The sequence below is a fragment of the Flavobacterium sp. genome (genome assembly GCF_050696275.1).
Lineage (GTDB): Bacteria > Bacteroidota > Bacteroidia > Flavobacteriales > Flavobacteriaceae > Flavobacterium.
On record NZ_JBOGUT010000042.1, the window covers coordinates 1 to 23143 of the forward strand.

General features: G+C 35.7%; 24 protein-coding genes and 1 pseudogene. 6 read left to right on the forward strand and 19 right to left on the reverse strand.

Annotated features, from left to right (window positions below):
- Nucleotides 1-102: 102 nt before the first annotated feature.
- A complete protein-coding gene (locus tag ACRDEC_RS15815) occupies nucleotides 103-1356 on the reverse strand; it encodes an ABC transporter permease (RefSeq protein ID WP_431499335.1) in 1254 nt (417 codons plus the stop codon).
- Between the two features lie 5 nt (nucleotides 1357-1361).
- Between ACRDEC_RS15815 and ACRDEC_RS15820 the strand changes: the two genes are divergently transcribed.
- Nucleotides 1362-2654 (forward strand): exo-beta-N-acetylmuramidase NamZ family protein, encoded by a 1293-nt coding sequence (locus ACRDEC_RS15820; RefSeq protein ID WP_431499336.1) that lies wholly within the window; start codon nucleotides 1362-1364, stop codon nucleotides 2652-2654.
- 80 nt (nucleotides 2655-2734) lie between these two features.
- Here ACRDEC_RS15820 and ACRDEC_RS15825 read toward each other — a convergent pair whose 3' ends face one another.
- Together ACRDEC_RS15825 and ACRDEC_RS15830 are read right to left on the reverse strand one after the other, a co-directional pair.
- The gene (locus tag ACRDEC_RS15825; protein WP_431499337.1) at nucleotides 2735-3139 is read right to left on the reverse strand and encodes a PH domain-containing protein; all 405 of its coding nucleotides are present in this window, start codon (nucleotides 3137-3139) and stop codon (nucleotides 2735-2737) included.
- Nucleotides 3139-3636: a YkgJ family cysteine cluster protein gene (locus ACRDEC_RS15830; protein ID WP_431499338.1), complete on the reverse strand. Its 498-nt coding sequence runs from the start codon at nucleotides 3634-3636 to the stop codon at nucleotides 3139-3141. The genes ACRDEC_RS15825 and ACRDEC_RS15830 overlap by 1 nt, the downstream gene beginning before the upstream one ends.
- 114 nt (nucleotides 3637-3750) lie before the next feature.
- On the opposite strand from ACRDEC_RS15830, the gene ACRDEC_RS15835 reads away from it, so the two are divergent.
- Nucleotides 3751-4452 (forward strand): class I SAM-dependent methyltransferase, encoded by a 702-nt coding sequence (locus ACRDEC_RS15835; protein ID WP_431499339.1) that lies wholly within the window; start codon nucleotides 3751-3753, stop codon nucleotides 4450-4452.
- A 90-nt stretch (nucleotides 4453-4542) separates the two neighbouring features.
- Here the strand turns inward: ACRDEC_RS15835 and ACRDEC_RS15840 are convergent, their stop codons facing one another.
- The 12 genes from ACRDEC_RS15840 to ACRDEC_RS15895 all read right to left on the reverse strand — a co-directional run bounded on the left by ACRDEC_RS15840 (nucleotide 4543) and on the right by ACRDEC_RS15895 (nucleotide 14689).
- Nucleotides 4543-5706, reverse strand: coding sequence for an aminotransferase class V-fold PLP-dependent enzyme (locus tag ACRDEC_RS15840; protein WP_431499340.1), 1164 nt, complete (start codon nucleotides 5704-5706; stop codon nucleotides 4543-4545).
- A 23-nt stretch (nucleotides 5707-5729) separates the two neighbouring features.
- Nucleotides 5730-6128: an energy transducer TonB gene (locus ACRDEC_RS15845; protein ID WP_431499341.1), complete on the reverse strand. Its 399-nt coding sequence runs from the start codon at nucleotides 6126-6128 to the stop codon at nucleotides 5730-5732.
- A gap of 188 nt (nucleotides 6129-6316) precedes the next feature.
- On the reverse strand, nucleotides 6317-6709 hold the full coding sequence (locus ACRDEC_RS15850) for an energy transducer TonB (RefSeq protein ID WP_431499342.1): 393 nt from the start codon (nucleotides 6707-6709) through the stop codon (nucleotides 6317-6319).
- Between the two features lie 212 nt (nucleotides 6710-6921).
- Nucleotides 6922-7314, reverse strand: a complete 393-nt coding sequence (locus ACRDEC_RS15855; protein WP_431499343.1) for an energy transducer TonB — start codon at nucleotides 7312-7314, stop codon at nucleotides 6922-6924.
- A 311-nt stretch (nucleotides 7315-7625) separates the two neighbouring features.
- Nucleotides 7626-7976, reverse strand: coding sequence for an energy transducer TonB (locus ACRDEC_RS15860; RefSeq protein ID WP_431499344.1), 351 nt, complete (start codon nucleotides 7974-7976; stop codon nucleotides 7626-7628).
- Nucleotides 7977-8027: 51 nt separating this feature from the next.
- A complete protein-coding gene (locus tag ACRDEC_RS15865; protein ID WP_431499345.1) occupies nucleotides 8028-8660 on the reverse strand; it encodes a 7-carboxy-7-deazaguanine synthase QueE in 633 nt (210 codons plus the stop codon).
- 273 nt (nucleotides 8661-8933) lie between these two features.
- A complete protein-coding gene (locus tag ACRDEC_RS15870) occupies nucleotides 8934-10634 on the reverse strand; it encodes a tetratricopeptide repeat protein (protein ID WP_431499346.1) in 1701 nt (566 codons plus the stop codon).
- A gap of 16 nt (nucleotides 10635-10650) precedes the next feature.
- Nucleotides 10651-11565 (reverse strand): PstS family phosphate ABC transporter substrate-binding protein, encoded by a 915-nt coding sequence (locus ACRDEC_RS15875; protein ID WP_431499347.1) that lies wholly within the window; start codon nucleotides 11563-11565, stop codon nucleotides 10651-10653.
- A 225-nt stretch (nucleotides 11566-11790) separates the two neighbouring features.
- Nucleotides 11791-12594, reverse strand: a complete 804-nt coding sequence (locus tag ACRDEC_RS15880; protein ID WP_431499348.1) for an energy transducer TonB — start codon at nucleotides 12592-12594, stop codon at nucleotides 11791-11793.
- 27 nt (nucleotides 12595-12621) lie between these two features.
- Entirely contained in the window at nucleotides 12622-13170 is a 549-nt protein-coding gene (locus ACRDEC_RS15885) for an ExbD/TolR family protein (RefSeq protein ID WP_431499349.1), read from the reverse strand.
- Between the two features lie 20 nt (nucleotides 13171-13190).
- Entirely contained in the window at nucleotides 13191-13805 is a 615-nt protein-coding gene (locus ACRDEC_RS15890; protein WP_431499350.1) for an ExbD/TolR family protein, read from the reverse strand.
- A 65-nt stretch (nucleotides 13806-13870) separates the two neighbouring features.
- Nucleotides 13871-14689: a MotA/TolQ/ExbB proton channel family protein gene (locus ACRDEC_RS15895; RefSeq protein ID WP_431499351.1), complete on the reverse strand. Its 819-nt coding sequence runs from the start codon at nucleotides 14687-14689 to the stop codon at nucleotides 13871-13873.
- A 395-nt stretch (nucleotides 14690-15084) separates the two neighbouring features.
- Between ACRDEC_RS15895 and ACRDEC_RS15900 the strand changes: the two genes are divergently transcribed.
- From ACRDEC_RS15900 to ACRDEC_RS15915, 4 genes are read left to right on the forward strand one after another with little or no spacing between them, the layout of a single operon-like run.
- Nucleotides 15085-16590, forward strand: a complete 1506-nt coding sequence (locus ACRDEC_RS15900; RefSeq protein WP_431499352.1) for a helicase HerA-like domain-containing protein — start codon at nucleotides 15085-15087, stop codon at nucleotides 16588-16590.
- Nucleotides 16591-16959, forward strand: a complete 369-nt coding sequence (locus ACRDEC_RS15905) for a DMT family protein (RefSeq protein WP_431499353.1) — start codon at nucleotides 16591-16593, stop codon at nucleotides 16957-16959.
- Nucleotides 16960-16969: 10 nt separating this feature from the next.
- Nucleotides 16970-17416: a YybH family protein gene (locus ACRDEC_RS15910; protein ID WP_431499354.1), complete on the forward strand. Its 447-nt coding sequence runs from the start codon at nucleotides 16970-16972 to the stop codon at nucleotides 17414-17416.
- A gap of 11 nt (nucleotides 17417-17427) precedes the next feature.
- Nucleotides 17428-17790: a cupin domain-containing protein gene (locus ACRDEC_RS15915; protein WP_431499355.1), complete on the forward strand. Its 363-nt coding sequence runs from the start codon at nucleotides 17428-17430 to the stop codon at nucleotides 17788-17790.
- Nucleotides 17791-17903: 113 nt separating this feature from the next.
- Here the strand turns inward: ACRDEC_RS15915 and ACRDEC_RS15920 are convergent, their stop codons facing one another.
- The 4 genes and pseudogenes from ACRDEC_RS15920 to ACRDEC_RS15935 all read right to left on the reverse strand — a co-directional run.
- Nucleotides 17904-19244, reverse strand: coding sequence for an FAD-dependent oxidoreductase (locus ACRDEC_RS15920; protein WP_431499356.1), 1341 nt, complete (start codon nucleotides 19242-19244; stop codon nucleotides 17904-17906).
- A 70-nt stretch (nucleotides 19245-19314) separates the two neighbouring features.
- Nucleotides 19315-21702, reverse strand: a complete 2388-nt coding sequence (locus tag ACRDEC_RS15925; protein ID WP_431499357.1) for a penicillin acylase family protein — start codon at nucleotides 21700-21702, stop codon at nucleotides 19315-19317.
- 78 nt (nucleotides 21703-21780) lie between these two features.
- On the reverse strand, nucleotides 21781-22866 hold the full coding sequence (locus tag ACRDEC_RS15930; RefSeq protein WP_431499358.1) for an agmatinase family protein: 1086 nt from the start codon (nucleotides 22864-22866) through the stop codon (nucleotides 21781-21783).
- Between the two features lie 91 nt (nucleotides 22867-22957).
- Nucleotides 22958-23143 (reverse strand): annotated as a pseudogene (locus ACRDEC_RS15935) (kynureninase); the annotation flags it as partial.

Sequence of the window (23143 nt, forward strand, 5' to 3'; positions counted from 1 at the left end):
ATGAAGCACAGCGTAATAAAAGATTGAAACGAAGTGCCCGACCCGAACACAAAATAATCCCCTAACCAAACGAAGCGGCCGTGAGGGACACGCCCGAAGAAATTAGTTGAACTTGATTGCTTTTATAGGAGAGATCTTGGTGATGATAAAAGACGGGATTAATAATACGAGGAGACAAATAATGATTGTTCCTATATTAAGTGTCAGTATGTGCCAGAAATTAATGTTGACCGGTGCAACGTTGACGTAGTAATTTTCAGGGTTGAGCTTAACGATACCGAAGTACTTTTGGATAAGCAGCATTCCTACTCCGATTAAATTACCCCAAAGCAGTCCTTTAGAGATAAGGTAAAGGGCGTTGTACAGAAATATTTTACGAACAGACCAACTGTTTGCGCCCAGTGATTTGAGGATACCAATCATTTGGGTTCTTTCCAGGATAAGCACCAGTAAGGCTACTGCCATATTGATTGTAGACGCGACAATCATGATGATAAGAATTACAACTATATTAAAATCGAAGAGTTTGAGCCATTCGAAGATGTAGTAGTACTTTTGGGTGATGGTTTGTGCGTCCAGCGTTTTGGTTGGATCTTCTTTGTTTTGTGAATTGTTGTAGACTTCTAGGCCTTTTTCATCGATTTTATCGAAATCATCGATAAAGACTTCAAACGCTCCGACTTCTGTTGGTTTCCATTTGTTGATTTTTTGAATGTGACGAATATCTCCTATTATATAGGTAGCATCAAATTCCTGAAATCCCGAATTATAAATTCCGACGATTTTAAAAACACGCAGATTGGGCAATTGACTTCCGCTTTCTTTCATAAAGAACGTGTTGCAGTTGTCCCCGACTTTCAATTCTAATCGGTTGGCTAAATATTCTGAGATGATGATTTCGGCGTTAAGCGGACCTGTTAAATTAGGGATTCTTCCTTTTACAAGATATTCACTGATGTTGCTCCAAAGAAAATCTTTACCGACTCCTTTATAGATAACGCCTTCAAAAGCAGTTTCAGTTCTGATAATCCCGGCTTTACTCGCGACGGCCTGTATATGCTGAATCCCTTCTACGGAAGTGAATTTTGGATAAAAGTCCTGATTTGTGGAAACCGGAGCAAGGCTTACCTGAGAAACGTTGTCATCAAAATTAGATATAAGAATATGACCGTTGAAAGCCGAAACTTTTTGGCGGATTTTTTGCTGCAATCCCACACCTGTACCAACTGAGACTATCATCATAACCAAACCAATAGCTATAGCAGATATCGCAATTTTTATAATTGGCGCAGATATACTACTTTTATGGTTCTTAGCGTCGCTTAAACGCTTGGCAATAAAATATTCTAAATTCAATGGTTATGATTTACAATTCTGTCTCCAAAAATACATTATTATTCCTTTTATTGGTAGTTTTTTCTTGTGGAAGTTCAATTAAGGAAAAAGAAAGGCGCAATAAAGAACAAGAGCCTGAAGACGTAAGCGAGAGCGCATTACCTAAAAAAATAAAAACCGGCGCTGATAATTATGACGCTTATTTGCCTTTATTAAAAAACAAACGAATTGGAATTGTAACCAATCAGACGGGAATTGTTAAATCCCCAGGAGAAACTGGTGGAATAAAAAATGAAAAAGGGGAATATGTCGGAGAATATGAAGGAGCTGCTTATAACAAATCAATTGTCGATTTTTTACTGGAAAAGAATGTCAATCTTCTCAAAATATTCGCACCCGAGCATGGTTTTCGAGGCACGGCCGATGCTGGAGAACACGTTGTAGACGGAAAAGACACTAAGACCGGGTTGCCTATCATTTCCCTTTACGGTAATAACAAGAAACCAAAACCGGAGCAGTTAGCCGAGATTGATATTATGGTTTTCGATTTACAGGATGTAGGTGCTCGTTTTTATACTTATATCTCTTCGCTTCATTATGTAATGGAAGCCTGTGCCGAAAACAACATACAACTTATGATTCTGGACAGACCAAATCCGAATGGTGGTATTGTTGACGGACCTGTTTTAGAAAAAGAATTTACCAGTTTTGTAGGAATGCACCCAATTCCCGTGTTGCATGGCATGACAATTGGTGAATACGGCCAAATGATTAATGGTGAAAAATGGCTCAAAAATGGGGTTCAATGCAAATTGACCGTAATTCCGTGTTTGAATTACAACCGGGAAATGAGCTACAGCCTTCCTGTTAAACCGTCACCTAATTTGCCAAACGATCAAGCGATCAATCTTTATGCGAGTTTGTGTTTCTTTGAAGGAACTAATGTCAGTTTGGGTCGTGGTACCGAAAAACAATTTCAGATTTACGGTTCCCCCTCTTTACCTAAGAGCAGTTTTAGTTTTACTCCGAAACCTAATTTTGGCTCTAAAGAACCGCCTCTTAAAGACCAATTGTGCTATGGGGAAGATTTATCCGGCATAGCCAAAGTAAAACGACTGGAATTGAAATGGCTTATAAAAGCGTATCAGACCACTAATGACAAATCAAAGTTTTTTATTGATTTTTTTACCAAATTGAGTGGAACCAAAAAATTACAGCAGCAAATAGTGGCCGGGACTTCGGAGCAGGAAATCAGAAACAGCTGGGAAAAAGGAATTGAAGATTTTAAGAAAATGCGGGCTAACTATCTTATTTACTAATATTCTGATTGCAGACTCGCACAATTGTCTTCGCTCTTTTGTCCGAATCACAGACAATGGCTTGAGATTTTTAAGCCTGATTACAGTTTTACTTCCATGGCAGGATTGATTTCAAGCAGCGTATTAACAAAATCTTGTTTTTCTTTTGGCGAAAGCAAAATTTCATCGAACTTATTATAGTATATTCTGATTCTGTCCAACGACGAAGCAGGCGCACTTAAAATAGAATTTGTTTTTTCGATTTTTCGAATGGAATGAATATCGATTTTCTCACGAACCATTAAAGCCGATTTCACAATAAGGGCATCATTGTCTACAATGTACTTTGTGAAGATTGATGCTATCAGTATCAGAGCGCCCAGCAGAAAAAAAACAAAAACGCCCAGCCACTCTCCCTTACTAATACTTCTAATAGATAAATAAAACGGAAACGCTAAAGGCAATACTAACCAATAATCAATTTTAGATCTGTAAATTTTCATCATTATAAAGGCATTCTTTTTTTCATTTCTTCTACAATATTATAGGCCGCAGGACAAATTTCGACATTTTTTATGGTCAGATTAGAAATCTGCTGAAATTTCTTCCTGTCTGTATGCGGGAATTCACGGCAGGCTTTTGGCCGAACGTCGTAAATCATACAGTAATTTTCCGAATCCAGAAAAGTACACGGAACACTTTGCAATACATAATCATTGTCTTCATCAATGCGAAGGTACTGATCGATAAACTGCTGTGGTTTTTGCCTTACATGTTTTGCAATGCGTTCGATATCAGCCGAAGTAAAAAGCGGCCCGGTTGTTTTGCAGCAATTGGCACACTGTAGGCAATCCGTTCTCTTGAATTCGGCATCGTGTAATTCCTGCATGACATAATCCAAATTCTTCGGTGCTTTCTTTTTAAGCTTATCGAAATACTTTTTGTTTTCGTTATGCTTATCTTTGGCTAGTTTTTGAATTTCTTTTAATGAAGGCTTTAGCATTTGCGGACGGATTATCGGTTAATCGAAAATTCCGATACAAATTTACTAAAATCAAAGAACACGTACAATTATTCAAACAGCAAAACAAATAACCAGATTAACACATCAATCCTAATGAAAGACCTTTTTGGAAAAGCAATTTTAGATTTTCAGACTAATAATTCTCCCGAAGATTTAATTACCGAGACTTCCATTTCTGAAGCAGATGAAATGAGCGTGGCTTATTTATTTCGTTCTTTTGATGAAATGCCGGAACTGGAACAAAAAGCACTTCTTTTATCCAAAGGAAAAACCCTTGATATAGGCTGTGGCGCCGGAAGCCATGCTTTATACCTTCAAAACGAAAGAAACCTTGACGTCCTAGCGATAGATATTTCTGCAAATGCAATAGAAGCCTGTCATCTCCGAGGTGTAAAAAACACTCGGGCTCAAAATGTTTTAGCCATTGAAAATGAGAATTTCGATACTGTTTTATTGTTAATGAACGGAACGGGAATTTTTGGAACTATAGAAGAAACGGCAAAATACCTTCTTAAATTAAAATCACTTTTAAATCCGGGCGGACAAATTCTTATTGATTCGTCCGACATAATTTACATGTTTGATGAAGATGAAGATGGAGGAAAATGGATTCCAAGTGACAATTATTATGGCGAATTGACTTTTACAATTCAATATAAAAACGAGACTGAAAAGCCTTTTCCGTGGTTGTATCTTGATTATAATACCTTACAAAACGCTGCACACGCCAATGGTTTACAATGCGAATTAATTTGTGAAGGCGAGCATTTTGATTATTTAGCCCGACTTTTTTAGGAGCTTTATCCGGCTCTCCGCTATATCTTTTTATTCCGTCATTTCGAGAACCTCAATAACGGAATAAAAAGGATACCGCTTCCATCCGGGCTATACTGCTGTTTTAATCAAATCTGTAGTTGCGATAATTTCCTGTAATGCTTGGTATAAAACATCCAGATCTTCCTGAGAATTGTAAACATTAATAGAATATCTCAAATAAATATCACCATTGAGAGGCATGACAGGAATTTGAATTTTATATTTGGTATAGAGTATTTCTTTTAGCTCTGATGGTTTTTCGGTTTTAACAGGAATGCTGGCCATCTGACCTAAAAACTCCGTAGTGATAGGACAAATTGGTTTTGTATTCAGTAAATCACAAAAACGCTGGTAATTATCTAAAATAATTTGTTTGCAGCCATTGGATCTTTCCTTCCAGTTATGTTCTTTAAGAAAATCAATCACTTTTGGTGTGCACATAAACTCCGAAACATCTCTGGTGCCCTGATATTCATGGTAGTCCAAAAACTGACTTTCGCCAGGAGCTTCGCTTTCATAACCCCAACTTACGACTAAAGGGTCTAAATCATTTTGAAATTCCTTTTTCACATACAAAAACGAGCTTCCTTTTGGAGCCAGCATCCATTTGTGCAATGTTCCGGTATAATAATCCGGGTTAAGCTCTTTAATATTCAAATCGATATGACCGGGAACGTGAGCGCCATCAACAATAGTAATAAGTCCTAATTGCTGTGCTTTATCACAAATTTCTTTTACTGGGAAGATCAAAGCTGTAGCACTGGAAATTTGGTTGATAAATACTACTTTCGTTTTCGAACTATACCCTTTCCAGAATTCTTCCAGAATTTGTTCTTTGGAGACTATTGGCAAAGTGATATTCTGACGAACGTATTTGGCCCCGGTTCTTTTACAATAGAAATTCCATGTTCTGTCCATTGCACCGTATTCATGGTTTGTAGTTAGAATTTCATCACCGGCTTCCAGTTTTAGGCTACGCATTATAGTATTAACTGCAAATGTCGGATTGTGGGTAAAATACAAATCCTGAGCATCGCAACCAACAAATTCACCTAATCGTTCTCTGGCTGTTTTTAAATATTCTCCTGCCAGTTTTTGCATAAAATGTACCGGTTCAAATTCTAATTCCTGCTGAATACGCTGAAATTCTTCAAAAATTGGTTTTGGGCAAGCTCCAAAAGAACCGTGGTTTAAAAAAGTGATGTTTTTATTGATTTGGAAATGTGATTTCATTTATAGTATAGTTAAAAATGGAATTAACGAAGTTCAATATTAATTGGTAATGAGTAACGGATTCTTAGTATCTGCCCATTATGTACTCCCGGTGACCATTTTGGGCAATTTTTCAATACTCTTATGGCTTCTTTTCCTGTTCCGTAACCAACATCTCTTAGTACTCGGATGTCTGTAAGGCTTCCGTCTTTTTCAATTACAAACTGAACAATAACTCTTCCTATTAGCGATTTAACATCCGGATATTTGAAGTTTTTTTCAATGTATTCTTCAAAAGCTTTCATTCCTCCAGGAAATTCAGGTGCTTTTTCTATTCCAACTGAACTATATACTGCATCCGGGTCTCTTTGTAGATTTGATTCCTGTGCTTTTGTTACTTGTGCAAACAAAACGAGCAGAAAGAGTATTATTGTTTTTTTCATTTTAAATCGGGCAAAAGATATTTTTTATTTTACGATTAAGACAAAGCCCATTTTCATCTTTTTATATTCAGATAAAGGAATCATAAGGAAGCTAAAAAAAAGTGCAAAACAAAAATACAATTTATTGATGAAAAAAAACAGAAGCGATACTAAACAAAAATCCCAAACAATGTTTGGGATTTATTATACTATTTTATGGTAATGGGAAAGTTGTAAACGACAGGTACATTTATTCCTTTTTGCCTTCCGGGTGTCCATTTAGGGCATTTTGACAAAACCCTTTTTATTTCTTTACCGGCATTACCTACGTCCTTAACAATTGTAACTTGGGCAACGCTTCCGTCAACATCAATAACTATGCTTACCTGAACTGTTCCTGTTTCACCTCCTCCTTCTTCATCTTCAGGAACTTGGTAATTTTTCATAACAAATTTCATGAACTCACTAATTCCTCCGGGAAACAACGGTTTAATTTCTACTGATTCGTATTGAATAGGTATTTCAAGCGGATTATTGAAAGTTTTTGAAAAGACTAGATTTCCAATTAAAAAACTCAGTATCAAAATGGTAATTTTTCTCATAAATCAATATCATTGTTCATCATCAACTGAATTAGTTTCATCTTAATTCAGAATTTTAAAGCCAGCAATGATACAACTGATTAATTGACATACAAAATATAATCGACAAAATACTCGTAAATCATTAAAAACCAATATTTTACTTACACATTCTTGCTTTTAAGTTAAAAAAATGCTAAAAAAAACACCGAATATAAATCCGGTGTGTTTTTTTAATTTCTTAATGTGATTGGGAGAGTATACAACACCCTGACTGGTTTTCCTCCCTGATCTCCCGGAGTCCATTGTGGAGAAGATCGTAAAATTCTTTTTACTTCATCTGCAGTTCCATGTCCTAAATCCTGGATAACTTTGATTTCGCCAATGGTTCCGTTAGCTTCTATGATAAAAGTAACTTTTATAACTCCTGATAGGTCTTCTACTTCAGGCGCCCTGAAATTTTTTCCAACGTACTTAATAAACTCATTATTTCCTCCTGGAAAAATAGGTTGATTTTCAACCGTCTCGAATGGGATTGGAATTCCTTTTACATTATTTAATGGTGCTTGTCCAAAAATAAACTGCGAAACAATCAACGCCAGCATTAGTAGCAATTTTTTTTTCATAACAATGTGGTATTTAGGTTAAATTTTATTTTAATCCATACCATTTACGGTAGTTAAGCTATTTTCATTGGGGACGAAAATGCATTTAATTAATTATTTTTGTTAAATAAAGGATAAAAATAAGTTAATTCCAAATAAACTACAAAGAATTGAATGTTAAATTTTATAAAGGTTAGTAAATGTCAATGATAGCAGCATTTTACAGAAACTCATTAACATTCTTTCTCACAGTCATCTTGCCCTATTCTTTTGTAAAATCTTTTTAATTTCAGGCTAGTTCGATGCGAACCAATTCGCTTTGGCTTACTCCATTAATTTTCTTTACTCCTAGTTGAAAAGTCCATTGGAAATCGCACATCCAGGCTAATTGATTTCCCTCCTCTTTTGGCCGGTTGCCATTTTGGTGCAGCATTGATGACTCTTATTATTTCTGTTGCCATTTCTATATAAGGAAATTCAACAATTCTCAAGTTCTTAATTTCACCACTTTCAGAAATAGTAAAAGTAAACACTATTTTTCCTGGTTTGGTAATTTTAGAATGGTCTAGATTTGAACTTATAAACTCGTGGAATTTTGCGATTCCTCCACCATTAAAATTTGCTTCAACATAATCACCATTAAGGTAAACTTCATCTTCACCTCCAATTTGAGCAACAGCCACTAAAGGAGTGAAAATTAAAAAAAATAATAGAATAAAGCGCGTTTTAAAAGATTAAGGAATGTTTAAATACTTGTGTGTTTGCAGGGAAACTCTCCATTTAGGATTATTCATTACGTAGTCTACAATAAGTGGTGTCATTTCTTCTTTTTTGCTCCATTCCGGCTGAAGAAACAATATTGCATTGGGATTTACTTTTGCCGCTTGTTCTTCGGCGAAGATAAAATCATGCTTGTTATAGATAATTACCTTTAATTCGTTTGCTATAGCATAAGCGTCAGCAACCGGCAGTTTATTTTTTTTAGGCGAAAGACAAAACCAATCCCATTCTCCGCTTACAGGATATGCACCGGAAGTTTCAATATGGACTCTAAGGTTTTCATTTTTTAATTTACTTGTCAGTAGACTCATGTCCCATGTTAAAGGCTCACCTCCTGTAACTACAACGGTTTCAGCATATTTTTTAGCATTTCCGACAATTACATCTGTTTTTGTTGGAGGATGCAGTTCAGCGTTCCAGCTTTCTTTTACATCGCACCAGTGACAACCTACATCGCAACCACCTATTCGGATAAAATAAGCGGCAGTTCCCGTATGATAACCTTCGCCCTGAATGGTATAGAATTCTTCCATAAGCGGAAGCATATCTCCTTTTTCAACGGCTATTTGAATTTCTCTTGTAAGCATTTGTATTTAAAATAGTTTGCAAAGGTAGTCAATTTCTATTGTTAGATCATCCGATTGCTTGATTTTTAGACTGTAGAACATTCAAAAAGCCTGTTCACAGCCCAGATAGAGCCGATATCCTTGTCATTGCCTTGTTGCGCGCAACTGGCAATGACAAGATAAAGGCGAAAGCTGGAAAAGCTGCCTAAAAAAATACTCAGGAATTTCGTTGTTGCTCATAAAAAAACCGTCCTGATTATTATCCGGACGGTTTTGTATTATTTTGGTAATTTATTATTTTAATGCTTTTTGAATATTCAAGCTATCCGCATTGGCTGGATCAAGGGTCAATGCTTTGTTGATATATTCTGAAGCTTTTGCTTTGTCTTTTTTGTTATGCAAAGCTAAGTTCTGATAAGCTTCAATAAATTTAGTTTTATTAGCCGGCTTAGAAAGTTCAGCATCTCCTTTTTCAGTTACCACTCTGATGTAATCTTCATAGCTTTTTGCCATTTGCGTTTGAGCTACTGGATCTGTTTCCAGCAAACTGTTTACACGAGCTCTGTAAATATATGCTTCTTGAGTTGTCGGAGAAGCAATTGTTACATTTTCGAATGCTTTGTCCGCTTTTTTCAAACCAACAACATCTACTTTCTCTCCTCCTTCTTTGTAAGCATTTTCAAAATAAATAGCATAACCCAGATAGAAATTATCGTAAAGATAGTTTTTAGAGTTTGGATTAGAAGTAGCTATTTCATAGATAGCAGCAGCATATTTATATAATTTTTGATCAAATAAAGCTTTACCAATATCATTCAAATCATTTGCCATTGGCTTATCCATATCAACTGCCTTCCTGATGTTTGCAGCAGCTGCATTGAATAACACTTCATCTACTTTGATTTTTTCTTTACTGTCCGGAGCTATTGTCGGAACTGCTTTTTTAATCTGTGCCAAACCAAGATACAAATAATCTCTACCGATAATTTTGTTCGTTGGTTTACCTGTATAATCTTGTAAAGCTTTGATTGCTGCATCAGCATTACCATTCTCATAGGAAGAATACCCTAAATAACGTAAGATTCTAGGATTTACATTATCCAGTTTTTTCATTTCGTTAGCTTCTTTTTCAAGGGCAACATAATCTTTAGCCAAGATTAAGAAATCAGCGTGACGCATACGTGAAGTCAACGAATAATCAGTTAGGCTCATGTATTTTTCATAAAATCCAAGTGCTTTTTCTGTGTATTCTTTGTATTTCGCTTTGTCGCTGTTTCCCCATAAATAGTAAGTTTCAGCTAGTTCGCGATACACCGGTCCGTAATTAGCATTAGAAGCTACCACATTGTCAAATGCTGTTTTTGCTTCCGGGAATGCTTTTGCTCCTTTAAGCAAAACTCCCAATTGCATTTTAGCTCTCAACAAAGTAGGATCCGCGTCAAAAGCATTACTGTACGCTTTGTACGATTCGTTTTGATTTCTGTCTGCATAGTAAGCATCACCAAGAGCCATAAGCAACTGTGGATCATTTGGCTGAATAGCTTTTGCTTTTAATAAAGTAGCAATTGCTTTTTTATAATCCGGTTTTTCTGAATTGGTAAATGCTTTACCAACGTAAACATATTGTTCAACATCTTTTTTCTTGATGTCTTTTGTAGCTTGATCAAAATTAAATTGTGCTCCTGCTGCATTTCCATTATCTAAATCTATCTGACCTAAACCAATATAATTAAATCCTGGATTTTCTTTAGCTGTTAATCCTTTTTGGAAAAACACTTTAGCTGAATCAGCCAGATTTTGCTGCATATAAATATTTCCTAATAAGAATGTTGCTTTACCATTATCCGGTTTAGCATTTACTGCTGATTTTAAAATAGATTTTGCTTTTTCATACTGTTCTGCATCAATCGCTTTTTTTGCTAATTCAACGTCCTGAGCATGTGCTGTAAAACCCAATGCTACCAAAGCGACACTAAAAACTTTAACTTTATTCATTTTAATTGATATTAATTTATTTTTTCTTTTCAATTTCTTTTCGGATTATAATATTTCTTCCTGGAATTCTCACTGGTGCCAATCCTGATTTTAAAATAATCCGCTGTCCAATTTCTCCTGCAACAAATGAAGCAAATCCTATGCCTAAACCTGAAATGTTTTGATAATTTAACATTTTAACTTCACGGGTAATTGGATAATCACCTGTGACAATGTTCTCTTGGCTAGGAAATACGTATTTATCTCCTTTTAAAGATTTAACACTTAAAACATTGACTTTCTTTACTACCTCTTGCATTTCCGGTTTTGGTTGTAGTAGCCAGTTTACTCCCACAACTCCAATCATTCCTTCATTTTTAGCTACAAATTCAATTACTTCATTGTTAGTATCAAATGAAAATATATTCTCTTTTGGCAAAGAACTTACTTTTGCCAATTCTTTAAAATAACGAACGGTACTTGAATTTGGATTATCAAAAACCAGCCCTTTAAAGCCCTTTTGGTTTTTTCCTTGTACAAAGGTAATCACATTCTCCAAATCGATAAGCGTGTCTTTATTATTTTTATGGCAAATAAATGCAATAGCGTCTGTTGCTAATGGAGTAACCCTTGGCTTTATCTTTTTAATCTCGAAAATTTCGCCCTCATTTTTTGTCAACTCTCTTGATAAAACGGCTAGTTGCTGTTTGTTTTTTGAAAGCATTTGAACAATTTCAGATTCTGATTTTCCAATTAAGGTAATAGAAGCGTTGTATTGGCTTTCGAAAACATCTACCTGATCTTCAATAACAGGAAGCAATGTTTCGTCTACAAGTATTGTTACTCTTCCTTTTAGCATTGTTTCCTTGTCTTTACTACCCGCTGTTTTATCACAGGAAAAAACAAATAGAAAAGAGACAAGAATTGAAGCTGTTAAAATATATTTTTTCATACTATGATTTTTGAAAGAAACGTATAAAACGCAAAAAAGCATAAATTATTACAATAGACCCAAAGGCAATTCTGTAACTATTAGGCATGTGCAGTGGCAACCCTTTCCAGAAGATAATAGCTAAGCCAAAAACGAAGTAAAGCGCAAAAAACAATATACCTATAACGAGAAGAAATCGCTCTTTGAGCGATTTCTTCTGAGAATTATTTGAATTATAATTATCCATTATTCTGTTCTAATGTCAAGCATAATAGGTAAACTGTAACGTACACGTATTGTTTTTCCGTTCTGAACACCTGGTTTCCATTTAGGCGCATTTTTAAGCATTCTGATTGCTTCTGCCCCTGTTCCGAAACCTAAATCTCTAATTACTTTGATATCTGTTAAACTTCCGTCTTTTTCAACAACGAATTCAACAAACACACGTCCTTTAAGATCTTGTTCTACTTCTGGAGTACGGTAGTTCTTTTGTACATATTTAGCAAAACCAGCTGGTCCTCCCGGAAATTCCGGTTGAACTTCAATACCTGCAGAACTATATACATTGTTGTCTACAATTTCTGCATCTTTTTCAGCATTACCTGTAGGTTGATCGATAACGATTTCCGCATCTTTATCTCCCTTTTGGTCTTTTGCAGCGATGTTTTTATCTTTTAACTCTTCGATAGTTTTAATTTCTTCTACTACCTTTTTAGCCTCAACAACCTCTGGCTTAACGAATTTTACTTCATCTATTTTAGGTTTTGGTGGCTCAGGTGGTTTAATCGGTTCTGGTAATTTTTCTTTTGGTTTTTCCATATTTACCAAGACCACCTTCTCATCAAGTGAGTTTTTAGCTTCGTCGGATTTAGGAATCATATCCAAGAGCAAAGGCGAAGCTAACGCAAATGCAAAAACAAATGCACCTCCTAGTAACGCTTTCACTGATGTTTTAGGATTCTCTTTACGCAACTGGTATGCACCATACTTTTTGTTGCGTCCTTCAAAAACTAAATCTAACCACTGAGATTTGAATATATCTAATTTCATAATTTCTTTTTTTGGGTTAAATTTAACCTATTCGGGTTTGTCTAATAAAGCAACCTCCTCAGGAGTAATATCTACAATCGCATAAGTAGGTACTTTACAAATTGCCATCTCATCAAGAATATCTACTAAATTTCTGTAAGTAGATTTTTTACCTGGTTTAATGATTACAATTAATCCTTTTTTAGTATCGCCAGTAACTTTAGGAACCGATTCCATTCTTGAAAGCAAATCCTTACGAACTCCTTCTTTTCCATAAGTTGTGAATTTTGGAGCTTCGATTGGATTATTCAAAAGTCCCATATAATTCTTAACTTTATTATTTTCTCCCAAAAGTATAGTCATTGTTCTTCTTTCATCAACTAAAACCGGTGGTGGTGGATTTTTGGGATCTTCTTCAGGCATACCCAAATCCATAGATTGAGGTTTCGACAACGAAGTGGTTAACATAAAGAATGTTATCAATAAGAATGCCAAATCTACCATGGCTGTTAAATCAACCTTAGAATTGCCTTTTTTACTTCTTACCTTACCTCCTTTTTTACCACCGCCGCCGTCGCCAGTATTTAATTCTGCCATTATTTTTTTATTTTAAAATATTAAAAATCTTGCCCGCGTAAGCCAGTAACTAAATTGAACTGATTAACATCTTGCTCTTGTAAAATATCCATCACCTTTTTGATTTCCGGATATTCTTCTTTAGCATCACCTTTTATAGCTACTTTAAGCTCTTTATTGGCTATTTCTTTAGTAGCCTGACGAGCACTATATATCCAATCTTTCAATTGATTATTCAAAGAATCTTTAGGGATTCCTTTTTGCAAATCTTGTTGATTTCTATCAGCACTGCTCATAGCAATAACCTGCTTCAAATTTTCGATTGGCACACCAAAACCGTCAATTAAAGAGAATTTTTGTCTTTCTTCAGGTGAGAAAGCAACTCCGTATTTAACTCCCATTAATTCTAATGTCCTAACTCTAACCTCTTTCCCTGTAACTCCAAAGAAAACTTTTCCTTTCCCTACTGTTAATGTCGCTAAATCTGTCTCAGGCAGTTTTGTTTGCACTGTAGAACTAGGTGTATCAACTTGTAATGGCTCAGGTTGCTTTGCAGTCGCAGTCAAGATAAAGAAAGTAAGCAAAAGGAAAGCCACGTCACACATTGCTGTCATGTCGATAGCTGCCGCCTTTTTTTGCATTTTTACTTTAGCCATATTTTTATTTTTGTAAGTGAAAAAACGTCATAAATCATTATACTATAACGCTTAACACGTTTATATTATTTTAAACTTCCTCTGAAACGTCTGTAAGTATTCACGATTGTTGAAGCAGCTTCATCAATTGAATAAGTTAACGTATCGATTTTAGAAGTAAAGAAGTTATAAACAATAATTGCTAATGCAGAAGTAGAGATACCTGTTGCAGTATTGATTAACGCTTCAGAAATACCATTTGCAAGCATAGCCTGATCTGGAGTTCCTGTACTAGCTAATGCACCAAACGCTTTAATCATACCTGTTACAGTTCCTAAAAGACCTGCAAGAGTTCCTAAAGATACTAATGTAGAAAGGATAGTTAAGTTTTTCTCTAACATTGGCATTTCAAGAGAAGTAGCTTCTTCAATTTCTTTATGGATAGTTTCAGTAGCCTCCTCACTATTTAATCCTTCAGCTTTAACTGCTTGGTATTTAATCAAACCAGCTTTAATAGCGTTAGCAACAGAACCTTTTTGTTTATCACAAGCTTCGATTGCACCGTCAATATCACCACCAGTTACATTTCCTTGAACTTTTTTCATAAATGCATCTAAGTTACCTTTACCGGCAGCTTTAGAAATCACCATAAATCTTTCGAAAGAAAAAACAACAACCATTAATAACAATCCCATTAATACAGGTACGATAGATCCACCTTTGTATACCATTGCAAGATAATTTCCTTCTAATGGTTCTCCTCCTGAAATTCCATCTTTAAAGTTTGTAGCCGCACCCATGACGAATTTCCACACTAACCACCCAACAATGATACATGATACGATAACAAGACCAGAGAACATATCTCCTCCGTTTGATTTACTTTCTTTTTTAACGTTTGCCATTTTTCTAAAATTTAAATTTTTTAATTGATTATAATTTTTGTTGAAATTATTAAATAATGGGAGCAAATTTAATTTTTTACTTGTAATAAAAAAACTTTTTTTACATTTTATAGGCTCCTCATGTAAATGTATGAATTTATTTTTACTTATACTCCTACAGAATATTCAAAAACAGGTTGAAATTTGTTTGATTATTAACTATTTACCCTGAAAAATTGATTTTTATTACAAAAACCATAAATTATGTGATTTTTTTTTACAAATTGAATAATAGCGCGTAAATCCCTATAAAATCTGACTTAATATCAAATATAGTGCTTTTTATAAGTTTTTCAATCTATAATTACTTTCCTCAAAAATTAATTATCTTGCACATAATATAATATAAACATTTAATGAGTACATTAGAAAAATTCAAAACCGATATAACAGCGGGCTATACCTGCAAAGGAGCAAACCTGAATCTTGGCGGTGCTATTTTTGAAGGTGAAGCCCAAAACATTCCTGTCACCATTCCTCTAAAAACAATGAATCGCCATGGTTTAATTGCTGGCGCAACAGGTACGGGTAAGACCAAAACTATCCAGGTTCTTTCGGAGCAATTAGCACAAAACGGAATCCCTGTATTGATGATGGATATAAAAGGCGACTTCTCTGGTGTTGCTAAAGAAGGAACCGAATTGCCGTTTATCACCGAAAGACACGCTAAAATAGGCATTCCGTTTTCTCCAAAATCATTCTCGGTTGAATTATTGACTTTATCAAAACAAAACGGCGTTAGGTTACGCGCCACTGTTTCTGAATTTGGTCCGGTACTTTTCTCAAGAATTCTTGGTTTAAATGAAACTCAGGCAGGAGTTATAGCCGTAATCTTCAAATATTGTGATGACAAAAAAATGCCTCTTTTGGATTTGAAAGACATTAAAAAAGTCATGAATTACATTACAGAAGAAGGCAAAGACGAAATTTCACAAGAATACGGCAAGATTTCAACTGCTACCACAGGAACTATCCTAAGAAAGATAATCGAGCTCGAACAACAGGGAGCCGATGTTTTTTTTGGTGAAAAATCATTCGAAATTGACGATTTACTCCGCATAGACGAAAACGGCCAAGGTTATATCAACATTGTACGCCTGACGGATATTCAGGATAAACCGAAATTATTTTCGACATTCATGCTGAATCTTTTGGCGGAAATCTACAATCAAATGCCTGAAAAAGGAGATGTTGAACAGCCGGAATTGGTTATTTTTATTGATGAAGCTCATCTTATATTCAATGAAGCCAGCAAAGCATTACTGGACCAGATTGAAACCATTATTAAACTGATTCGTTCTAAAGGAATCGGTGTTTATTTTATCACGCAAAATCCAATGGATGTGCCGAAGGAAGTTTTAGCGCAATTAGGATTAAAAATCCAACATGCTTTGCGTGCTTTTACTGCAAATGACAGGCAAGCGATAAAACAAACTGCCGACAATTATCCAACTTCCGAATATTACAAAACCGACGAAATAATTACTTCTTTGGGAATTGGAGAAGCCTTGGTTACTGCGCTAAATGAAAAAGGGATTCCAACACCGCTGGCAGCAACGATGATGCGTGCTCCGGAAAGCAGAATGGATATTCTGACGGAAACAGAAATTGAAAAAATTAATTCCGAATCCAAATTAGTTAAAAAATACGAAGAAGAAATTGATCGCGAAAGTGCTTACGAAATCCTTACTAAAAAAATAGAGGAGATTTCAGAAGAAGTTGCTGAAAAAGAAGAAGAAAAACAAGCCAGTAAAGAGCCTGGAATGGGAGAAGTTGTTGGGAAATCGGTTTTAAAAGTTGTCACAAGCGCCAGCTTTATTCGTGGTGCTTTTAATGTTTTAATGAAAGTATTAAAAAAGTAAATGAAGAGTTTTATAACAATTGGCCTATTAGTATTTTCCAATATTTTTATGACTTTAGCCTGGTACGGCCATTTAAAATTCAAAGAATTGAAATGGTTCGAGAATGCCGGATTAATTGCCATAGTATTCATCAGTTGGGGATTGGCCTTATTTGAATATTGCTTTCAAGTTCCCGCAAATAAAATAGGTTACGAAGAAAATGGCGGTCCATTTAGTTTAATGCAGCTCAAAGTAATCCAGGAAGTGATTACATTGATTGTTTTTGTTGTTTTTTCAATGCTATTCTTCAAAAATGAAACGTTCAAATGGAATCATGCTATCGGTTTTTGTTTTTTAATTTTAGCGGTTTATTTTATTTTTAAAAAGTAAATACATCATTATGAGAAAAACATTTGCATTCATTATCTTTTCAGGAGTATTAGTCAGTTGCACACAAAAAGCTGTAACCAAAGATATTTCCGAATTAAAAGCGGAGGTTTTTAAAGCCGAAGATGATTTTAAAAATCTCGCTCAAACTAAAGGAATTGCCGAAGCCTTTTATGTTTTTGCCGATAGCAACGCAGTCATTAAACTTGAAAATGACTCGTTACTTAAAGGAAAAGAGAACATCAGAAATCATTTCAGCCAGCCACGATTCGGAAAAGCAACCGTAACCTGGAAACCGGATTTTATAGAAGTTTCAAACGACGGCACATTAGCTTATACTTATGGACAGTATGTTTGGACAACCAAGGATTCTTTGGGAAACAAAAAAGACTTTAAAGGGATTTTCCATACTGTCTGGAAAAAGCAAAAAGACAATTCCTGGAAATATGTTTGGGACTAAAAAATAATTCTATGAAAAAATATTTTATCCAAAAGTCTCCTTTTGTGGTTCCTACAACTGATGGTAAACTGATTGAAGAACACCATGGTAAAGCAACTACCGATAATTCGGAAATTTCCATTGCCCATATGATAGCACCGCCTCAATGGAGCGAACCGTTTCAAACTCCGGAATTTGAAGAATACACTTATATTATTTCCGGAAGAAAGCAATTTATAATTGAAGGAGAAACAGTAATTCTTGAAGCAGGTCAATCCATAAAAATTGAAAAAAATACGCGGGTACAATATTCAAATCCGTTTGAAGAACCTTGTGAATACATAGCGATTTGCAAGCCTGCTTTTGATTTTAACAAAGTACATCGGGAAGAATAAAAATTCAGTGGCAATAGAAAACTCTGCAACAGTGAAGCGTAATTATTTTTTTTTACGAACTGTAAATTAATATCGCAACACCCTTGCTATTATTTTATTGCCATTGAATTTTGTTATTTCAAGAGTTCAATAATTTTATTTTCTACTTCTTCACTACTCCACTTTTCTTCTATATCTGGCATAGTCATGATTTCTTCCATGATCTTGTTTTGCATGTCGCCTATCGCCAATGCTTCGGAATAAGGCTGTAAACTAAATGTCACACGGCTGTATAGCGGCAACCATTTATCAGGATGTTTGTCAGAAAACCATTTTTCGATTTTCTTTTGCAAAAGAAATTTCTCATCTGCAGTTTTGGAACTCATCTCCATAAAATTTCGATAGGAAAGTTCTGCAATGGCGTCTGCATTTGGCTTACGTGACTGTTCGTATTCCTCAAAAATTGTTTTCCAATCGTTATCGTATTTTGCAATCATTTCGCTCAACACAATAATATCTTCAAATCCGGCATTCATCCCTTGTCCGTAAAAAGGAACGATGGCATGCGCCGAATCGCCTATGAGCGCAACTTTATCTTCAAAAGTCCATGGAAAACACTTCATCATCACCAGATAACTCGTTGGGTTTTTAAAGAAATCTTCCACCAAATCAGGAATTACAGCAGCAGTATCAGGGAAATATTTAGCGAAGAAATCAACTAAATCACTTTGATTTTTTAATGCTCCAAATGAATTATCTCCTTCGAAAGGCATGAATAAAGTACAGGTAAAACTTCCGTCAAGGTTAGGCAAAGCCATCAACATAAAATTGCCTCTGGGCCAGATATGGAGCGAATGTTTGTCTATTTTATGCGTTCCGTCCGCGTTTGCGGGAATATGTAATTCTTTGTATCCGATGTTTAGGAATTCCTGCGAATAATTAAACATGCTTTGGCGTTGCATTCTGTGACGGATTCTTGAAAAAGCTCCATCAGCTCCAAAGACTTTATCGTATTTCAGTTCCTGCCACTCTCCTCTTTCAGAATCACCAATATGCAGTGTTGCATCGGCTAGGGTAACATCCCAAATTTTATGTTCGAAGAAAAAATCGACACCGCTTTCCTCTGCCAAATCAATCATTTTTCGGTTTAAAATACCTCTTGAAAGCGAAAAGATAACTTCACCTTCTTTTCCGTAATATTGATAATTGAGCTTGTTGTCCTGCATATGAATCGCGCGCTTATCAACAGCAATACCGATTTTTTTTATTTCGGAATCCAAACCAATGTTTTCTAATGCTCTCCAGCCACGATCAGACATCACCAGATTAATAGAACGACCCGAAAACTCAATAGTTCTAATGTCAGGACTTCGGTCATACACATGTACTGTATGACCCATTTTTTTGAGGTAGATTGCTAATAATGTTCCAACTAAACCGGAACCTACAATGGCAATTTTTTGTGGAGTTTGCATTAATTTTTTATAAACAGTTTTGCAAATTTATCTATTTAGACAGAAGTTAACCACGAATAATGCAATTAATTTATTTTTTTGGTGTAAAAACAAGTTTAGTCGATGTTTTAATTATCTCTTCTTTATTCATTAACATTTTTCTGAACTTTCCTGCAACATACATTTCAGCCTGATCATTATAATGTTTACTCATAGGATTCCCTGATTGTCCGGTAGGCAAAACACTCCAACTGTTCTCGATATCTGAAAAATCAATAACTCTGCGGGTTGATGGTCCTCCTCGCACCACATATTCTTTCCCGTTTGAATAGTCAAACATTGTATTGTTGATCACTTCGTTTGCACCGGCAATATCAAAAGTTCCAACATTAAAAAACGGCTTCAGCAAAGCAACGCTTCCTAACGGATGTTTAAATTCCAACTTATGAACCCTGTTCCAGGTCCAGGAATTAACACCTTCTCCCAATTGATCATTAAGACTTGTAATCGCATCTTTTAGAGATTGCGTTATTATTTCCTTCCGTGTCTCTTTCTTATTTTTAGTTGTAATATTATCCCACCACACCGAGTTTTCATTTTTGGTTTGAAACGCAATAGTTTGCTTCATGATATGTGTTTTCAGGAATTGCTTAAAGGAAATCTCACCCATTTCGTCCTGGAATGTATTTTTCAGATAAAAGTAAATCCACTTGTTATAGATGGTTGGCGCAATATCTGTTAACTCATTCGAACCTTTCCATGTTTTTAGAACAGCTATAGCTTCTTTCTCCTGAGAATTCAAACCCTTAGTTTCCACAGCTGACAGCATCGTCTGAACAATTTCGGGTGCTACAGGTGAAGTATTATCAGTTAGCATTTTACTTATTGCCTCTTTATCCCAGTCGTTTTTCGCTTCCAGTAAATTAGAAATCCTTCTGGCTCTGTCTTCCGGCAGATAATATCCCGGATAATTGTAACCATCAATATTCTCAGGCATATTATTAGACGAATAAACATAATTCCATCTTGGATTTATCGCTGATGGATTTTTTGAATAGTCTAAAAACTCTTTTTTATCATCAATTCCATTAGAGCCATTCAGTATTAAATTAGGATTTACCCCTTGTTCCAATTTGTATAATTTCCCCGAAGTAAACCATGCAATATTATTCTGAGCATCTCCGTACATAATATTTAATCCCGGTGCGACGATATAAGAAACGGATTTTTGGAACTCCGAAATACTTTTGGCATGACTCAAGCCATAAACCGCATTCAATATTTTATTAGACTGCCGTGTATAAATCCAAGAAAAAGCCACTGGTTTTTGGGTTTTAAAATCGGATATCAAATCATTAATAATAGTCCCATGCTGTGTTTCTTTTACTTGCAGTAGTACGGAAGCACTGTCTTTAACTTTAATAGTTTTAGTCCGAACCTTATATGTGGCAAAACCCGTTGCCGTTTTATACTGATTGGGATTTTCAGGATTATTTTCTTCCTGAAACAAATCAGCGTCGTCGTTTTCGAACATTGTCAATCCGTAAGCATAATTTCGGTTATGCCCTAACAAAGGAAATGGAGTTCCGGCCAAATAATACCCATACATTTCGAAATCAGGGCAGGAAATATGGGCTTCGTACCAGGTTCCCGGCTGCGAATATTCGATATGCGGATCATTGCAGAATAGTACTTTTCCGGTTTTTGTTTTCTTTGGAGAAACCACCCAACTGTTGCTTCCGATGAATGGCGGAACCGGAGAATCTTCAAGCATCGCTGTTATTGATTTTGAAATCTCAACATAGTGCTTTTCCTGTTCTTTAGTCACTTTTAAGCGGATTGGATTAAGAGAATAATCTATCCCCAAGTCTTTCAGGTACTCGTCACCAAAAGTATTTCGGATATCAGTGATTAAAGGATCTGTTTTTTGGGCCATTGCAAAACTGAAAGCCATATACCCGTAGGTATTATAAATATCTTTCAACGTGAATTTTTCTTTCTTTATTCCCAAAAGCGAAAATTCAACAGGTGTTTTTCCTTGTTCCAAATATTGGTTGATGCCATCAAGATAGGCCATGGCCATTTCGTAGGGCTTTCCGTTTTTATCCAATTCAGAAACCGCTTTCTCCGAATTCTCATCGATTCCGAGACCTATAAAGAACTTATCGTTTTTAAGCGCTCTGGTCCCGAAGATTTCAGATAATTTTCCCGGCGCAATTCTTCGCAGCAATTCCATCTGCCATAATCTATCCTGCGCATGAACATAACCTAAAGCTTCCATGGCATCTTTCTGATTTGAGGCATAAATATGCGGCACACCGTATTCATCAAAATAAACCGAAGTTTCTCCTGAAATATTTTTTACGGTCACGTCTCCTTCGTATTTGGGTTTGCTGTAAAGCAGGTAACCGTAAATAGACAAAGAGACGAAAACGATAATCGCCAATACGGTGTAGAGTAATTTCCTGAAGATTTTCATTTGCGCTTGTTTATATCTCAAATATAAAAAAAAGACGAACACAATGTTCGTCTTTATTCTAAATCTATAGTAATCTGATTATCCTCTGTTGAAACTGATTTTTTGTCCTACTTTCAATCCGTTGTTTTTAGCCAGCATCCCACACATGTGAAACAACATTCTAGCTCCCACATTTCCGTCCCAATCATCATCACCCGGTGCTACTTCAACCAAATCAAAACCAATTATTTCTTTTCCGCTTTCTGTCAGTTTATCGAATAAATAAGTTGCTTGTTCAAATGAGAAACCTCCGGGAACCGGTGTTCCGGTATTAGGACAATACCAAGAATACATTCCGTCTATATCAAATGAAACACAAACTTTTTGCGGTAAGGCAGCGATAATCTGATCGCATTGCTGTTGCCATGTTTTCCCTTCAAAAGTTTCCGCTTTCAGATCCATATCAGTGTGAACAACAACGCGGTTTCCTTGCTGTTTGACAACATCAACCTCCTGTTCGCAGAAATCACGAATTCCTACCTGTACTAATTTTGTAATTTGCGGTATCTGCAAAGCGTTGTACATAATGGATGCATGAGAATATGTAAATCCTTCATAAGCGATGCGCAAATCCATATGAGCATCCAGATGCAGTATTCCGAAATTGTCATGTAAAGTTGCCAATGCCTGATAATACCCCAGCGGCGTACTGTGATCGCCTCCTAATAAAACAACTTTCTTTCCTTTTTTGATCCAGTGCAAAACGCGTTCTTTAACTTCCGCATGTAATTCTCCGCAAACCTTATTAATTTTATCTAAATCCGATTGCAAAGCCGGGAAAGAAGCAACATCCTCACCACCTTCAAGTGCTTCAATGATAGGTTGTGCCAAGCCTTTATATTTAACCGAATTTTTAGCCCAATGTTCCGGTGCTTCATCATAATAAATTCCTAATTTCCATAATTCAGGAAACTTCTGATGCTGTAAATCAACTTGAAAAGAAGCATCAAAAACAGCTTCAGGTCCTTCCGACGCACCAGCTCCATAACTTACGGTTACTTCCCATGGCACAGGAATGATAATAATTTCGCTTTCTTCAGCAGTAAACGGTAATCCGAAAATAGTTGCATCTGCTAATCCGGGTTGAGACGGATCAAAGTTCTCTATTTTTTGTTGTTTGTTCATTTTGTTTTATTTGTTTTATCTTATTTTGAGGATTAGGATATTGCATTCCTGTTTTTTGAACAGCAGACGTGCAAATTCCGAAACCATCAGATTATCGAAGAATCCCTTTCTTTAATATTTGTCCGAAATCATACATATCTTCAAAAGAGCAATATAAAGGAACCGGCGCCAAACGGATAACATTAGGCTCTCTCCAATCTGTAATCACTCCGCTTGACATTAAGTAATCAAACAAATTCCTACCTTGTCCATGAAGAAAAACCGACAATTGACAAGC

Coding starts and splice junctions, on each gene's coding strand:
- ACRDEC_RS15820 (WP_431499336.1), top strand. CDS start 1,362: ATGATTTACAATTCTGTCTCCAAAAATACATTATTATTCCTTTTATTG.
- ACRDEC_RS15825 (WP_431499337.1), bottom strand. CDS start 3,139: ATGATGAAAATTTACAGATCTAAAATTGATTATTGGTTAGTATTGCCT.
- ACRDEC_RS15830 (WP_431499338.1), bottom strand. CDS start 3,636: ATGCTAAAGCCTTCATTAAAAGAAATTCAAAAACTAGCCAAAGATAAG.
- ACRDEC_RS15835 (WP_431499339.1), top strand. CDS start 3,751: ATGAAAGACCTTTTTGGAAAAGCAATTTTAGATTTTCAGACTAATAAT.
- ACRDEC_RS15840 (WP_431499340.1), bottom strand. CDS start 5,706: ATGAAATCACATTTCCAAATCAATAAAAACATCACTTTTTTAAACCAC.
- ACRDEC_RS15845 (WP_431499341.1), bottom strand. CDS start 6,128: ATGAAAAAAACAATAATACTCTTTCTGCTCGTTTTGTTTGCACAAGTA.
- ACRDEC_RS15850 (WP_431499342.1), bottom strand. CDS start 6,709: ATGAGAAAAATTACCATTTTGATACTGAGTTTTTTAATTGGAAATCTA.
- ACRDEC_RS15855 (WP_431499343.1), bottom strand. CDS start 7,314: ATGAAAAAAAAATTGCTACTAATGCTGGCGTTGATTGTTTCGCAGTTT.
- ACRDEC_RS15865 (WP_431499345.1), bottom strand. CDS start 8,660: ATGCTTACAAGAGAAATTCAAATAGCCGTTGAAAAAGGAGATATGCTT.
- ACRDEC_RS15870 (WP_431499346.1), bottom strand. CDS start 10,634: ATGAATAAAGTTAAAGTTTTTAGTGTCGCTTTGGTAGCATTGGGTTTT.
- ACRDEC_RS15875 (WP_431499347.1), bottom strand. CDS start 11,565: ATGAAAAAATATATTTTAACAGCTTCAATTCTTGTCTCTTTTCTATTT.
- ACRDEC_RS15880 (WP_431499348.1), bottom strand. CDS start 12,594: ATGAAATTAGATATATTCAAATCTCAGTGGTTAGATTTAGTTTTTGAA.
- ACRDEC_RS15885 (WP_431499349.1), bottom strand. CDS start 13,170: ATGGCAGAATTAAATACTGGCGACGGCGGCGGTGGTAAAAAAGGAGGT.
- ACRDEC_RS15890 (WP_431499350.1), bottom strand. CDS start 13,805: ATGGCTAAAGTAAAAATGCAAAAAAAGGCGGCAGCTATCGACATGACA.
- ACRDEC_RS15895 (WP_431499351.1), bottom strand. CDS start 14,689: ATGGCAAACGTTAAAAAAGAAAGTAAATCAAACGGAGGAGATATGTTC.
- ACRDEC_RS15900 (WP_431499352.1), top strand. CDS start 15,085: ATGAGTACATTAGAAAAATTCAAAACCGATATAACAGCGGGCTATACC.
- ACRDEC_RS15905 (WP_431499353.1), top strand. CDS start 16,591: ATGAAGAGTTTTATAACAATTGGCCTATTAGTATTTTCCAATATTTTT.
- ACRDEC_RS15910 (WP_431499354.1), top strand. CDS start 16,970: ATGAGAAAAACATTTGCATTCATTATCTTTTCAGGAGTATTAGTCAGT.
- ACRDEC_RS15915 (WP_431499355.1), top strand. CDS start 17,428: ATGAAAAAATATTTTATCCAAAAGTCTCCTTTTGTGGTTCCTACAACT.
- ACRDEC_RS15920 (WP_431499356.1), bottom strand. CDS start 19,244: ATGCAAACTCCACAAAAAATTGCCATTGTAGGTTCCGGTTTAGTTGGA.
- ACRDEC_RS15925 (WP_431499357.1), bottom strand. CDS start 21,702: ATGAAAATCTTCAGGAAATTACTCTACACCGTATTGGCGATTATCGTT.
- ACRDEC_RS15930 (WP_431499358.1), bottom strand. CDS start 22,866: ATGAACAAACAACAAAAAATAGAGAACTTTGATCCGTCTCAACCCGGA.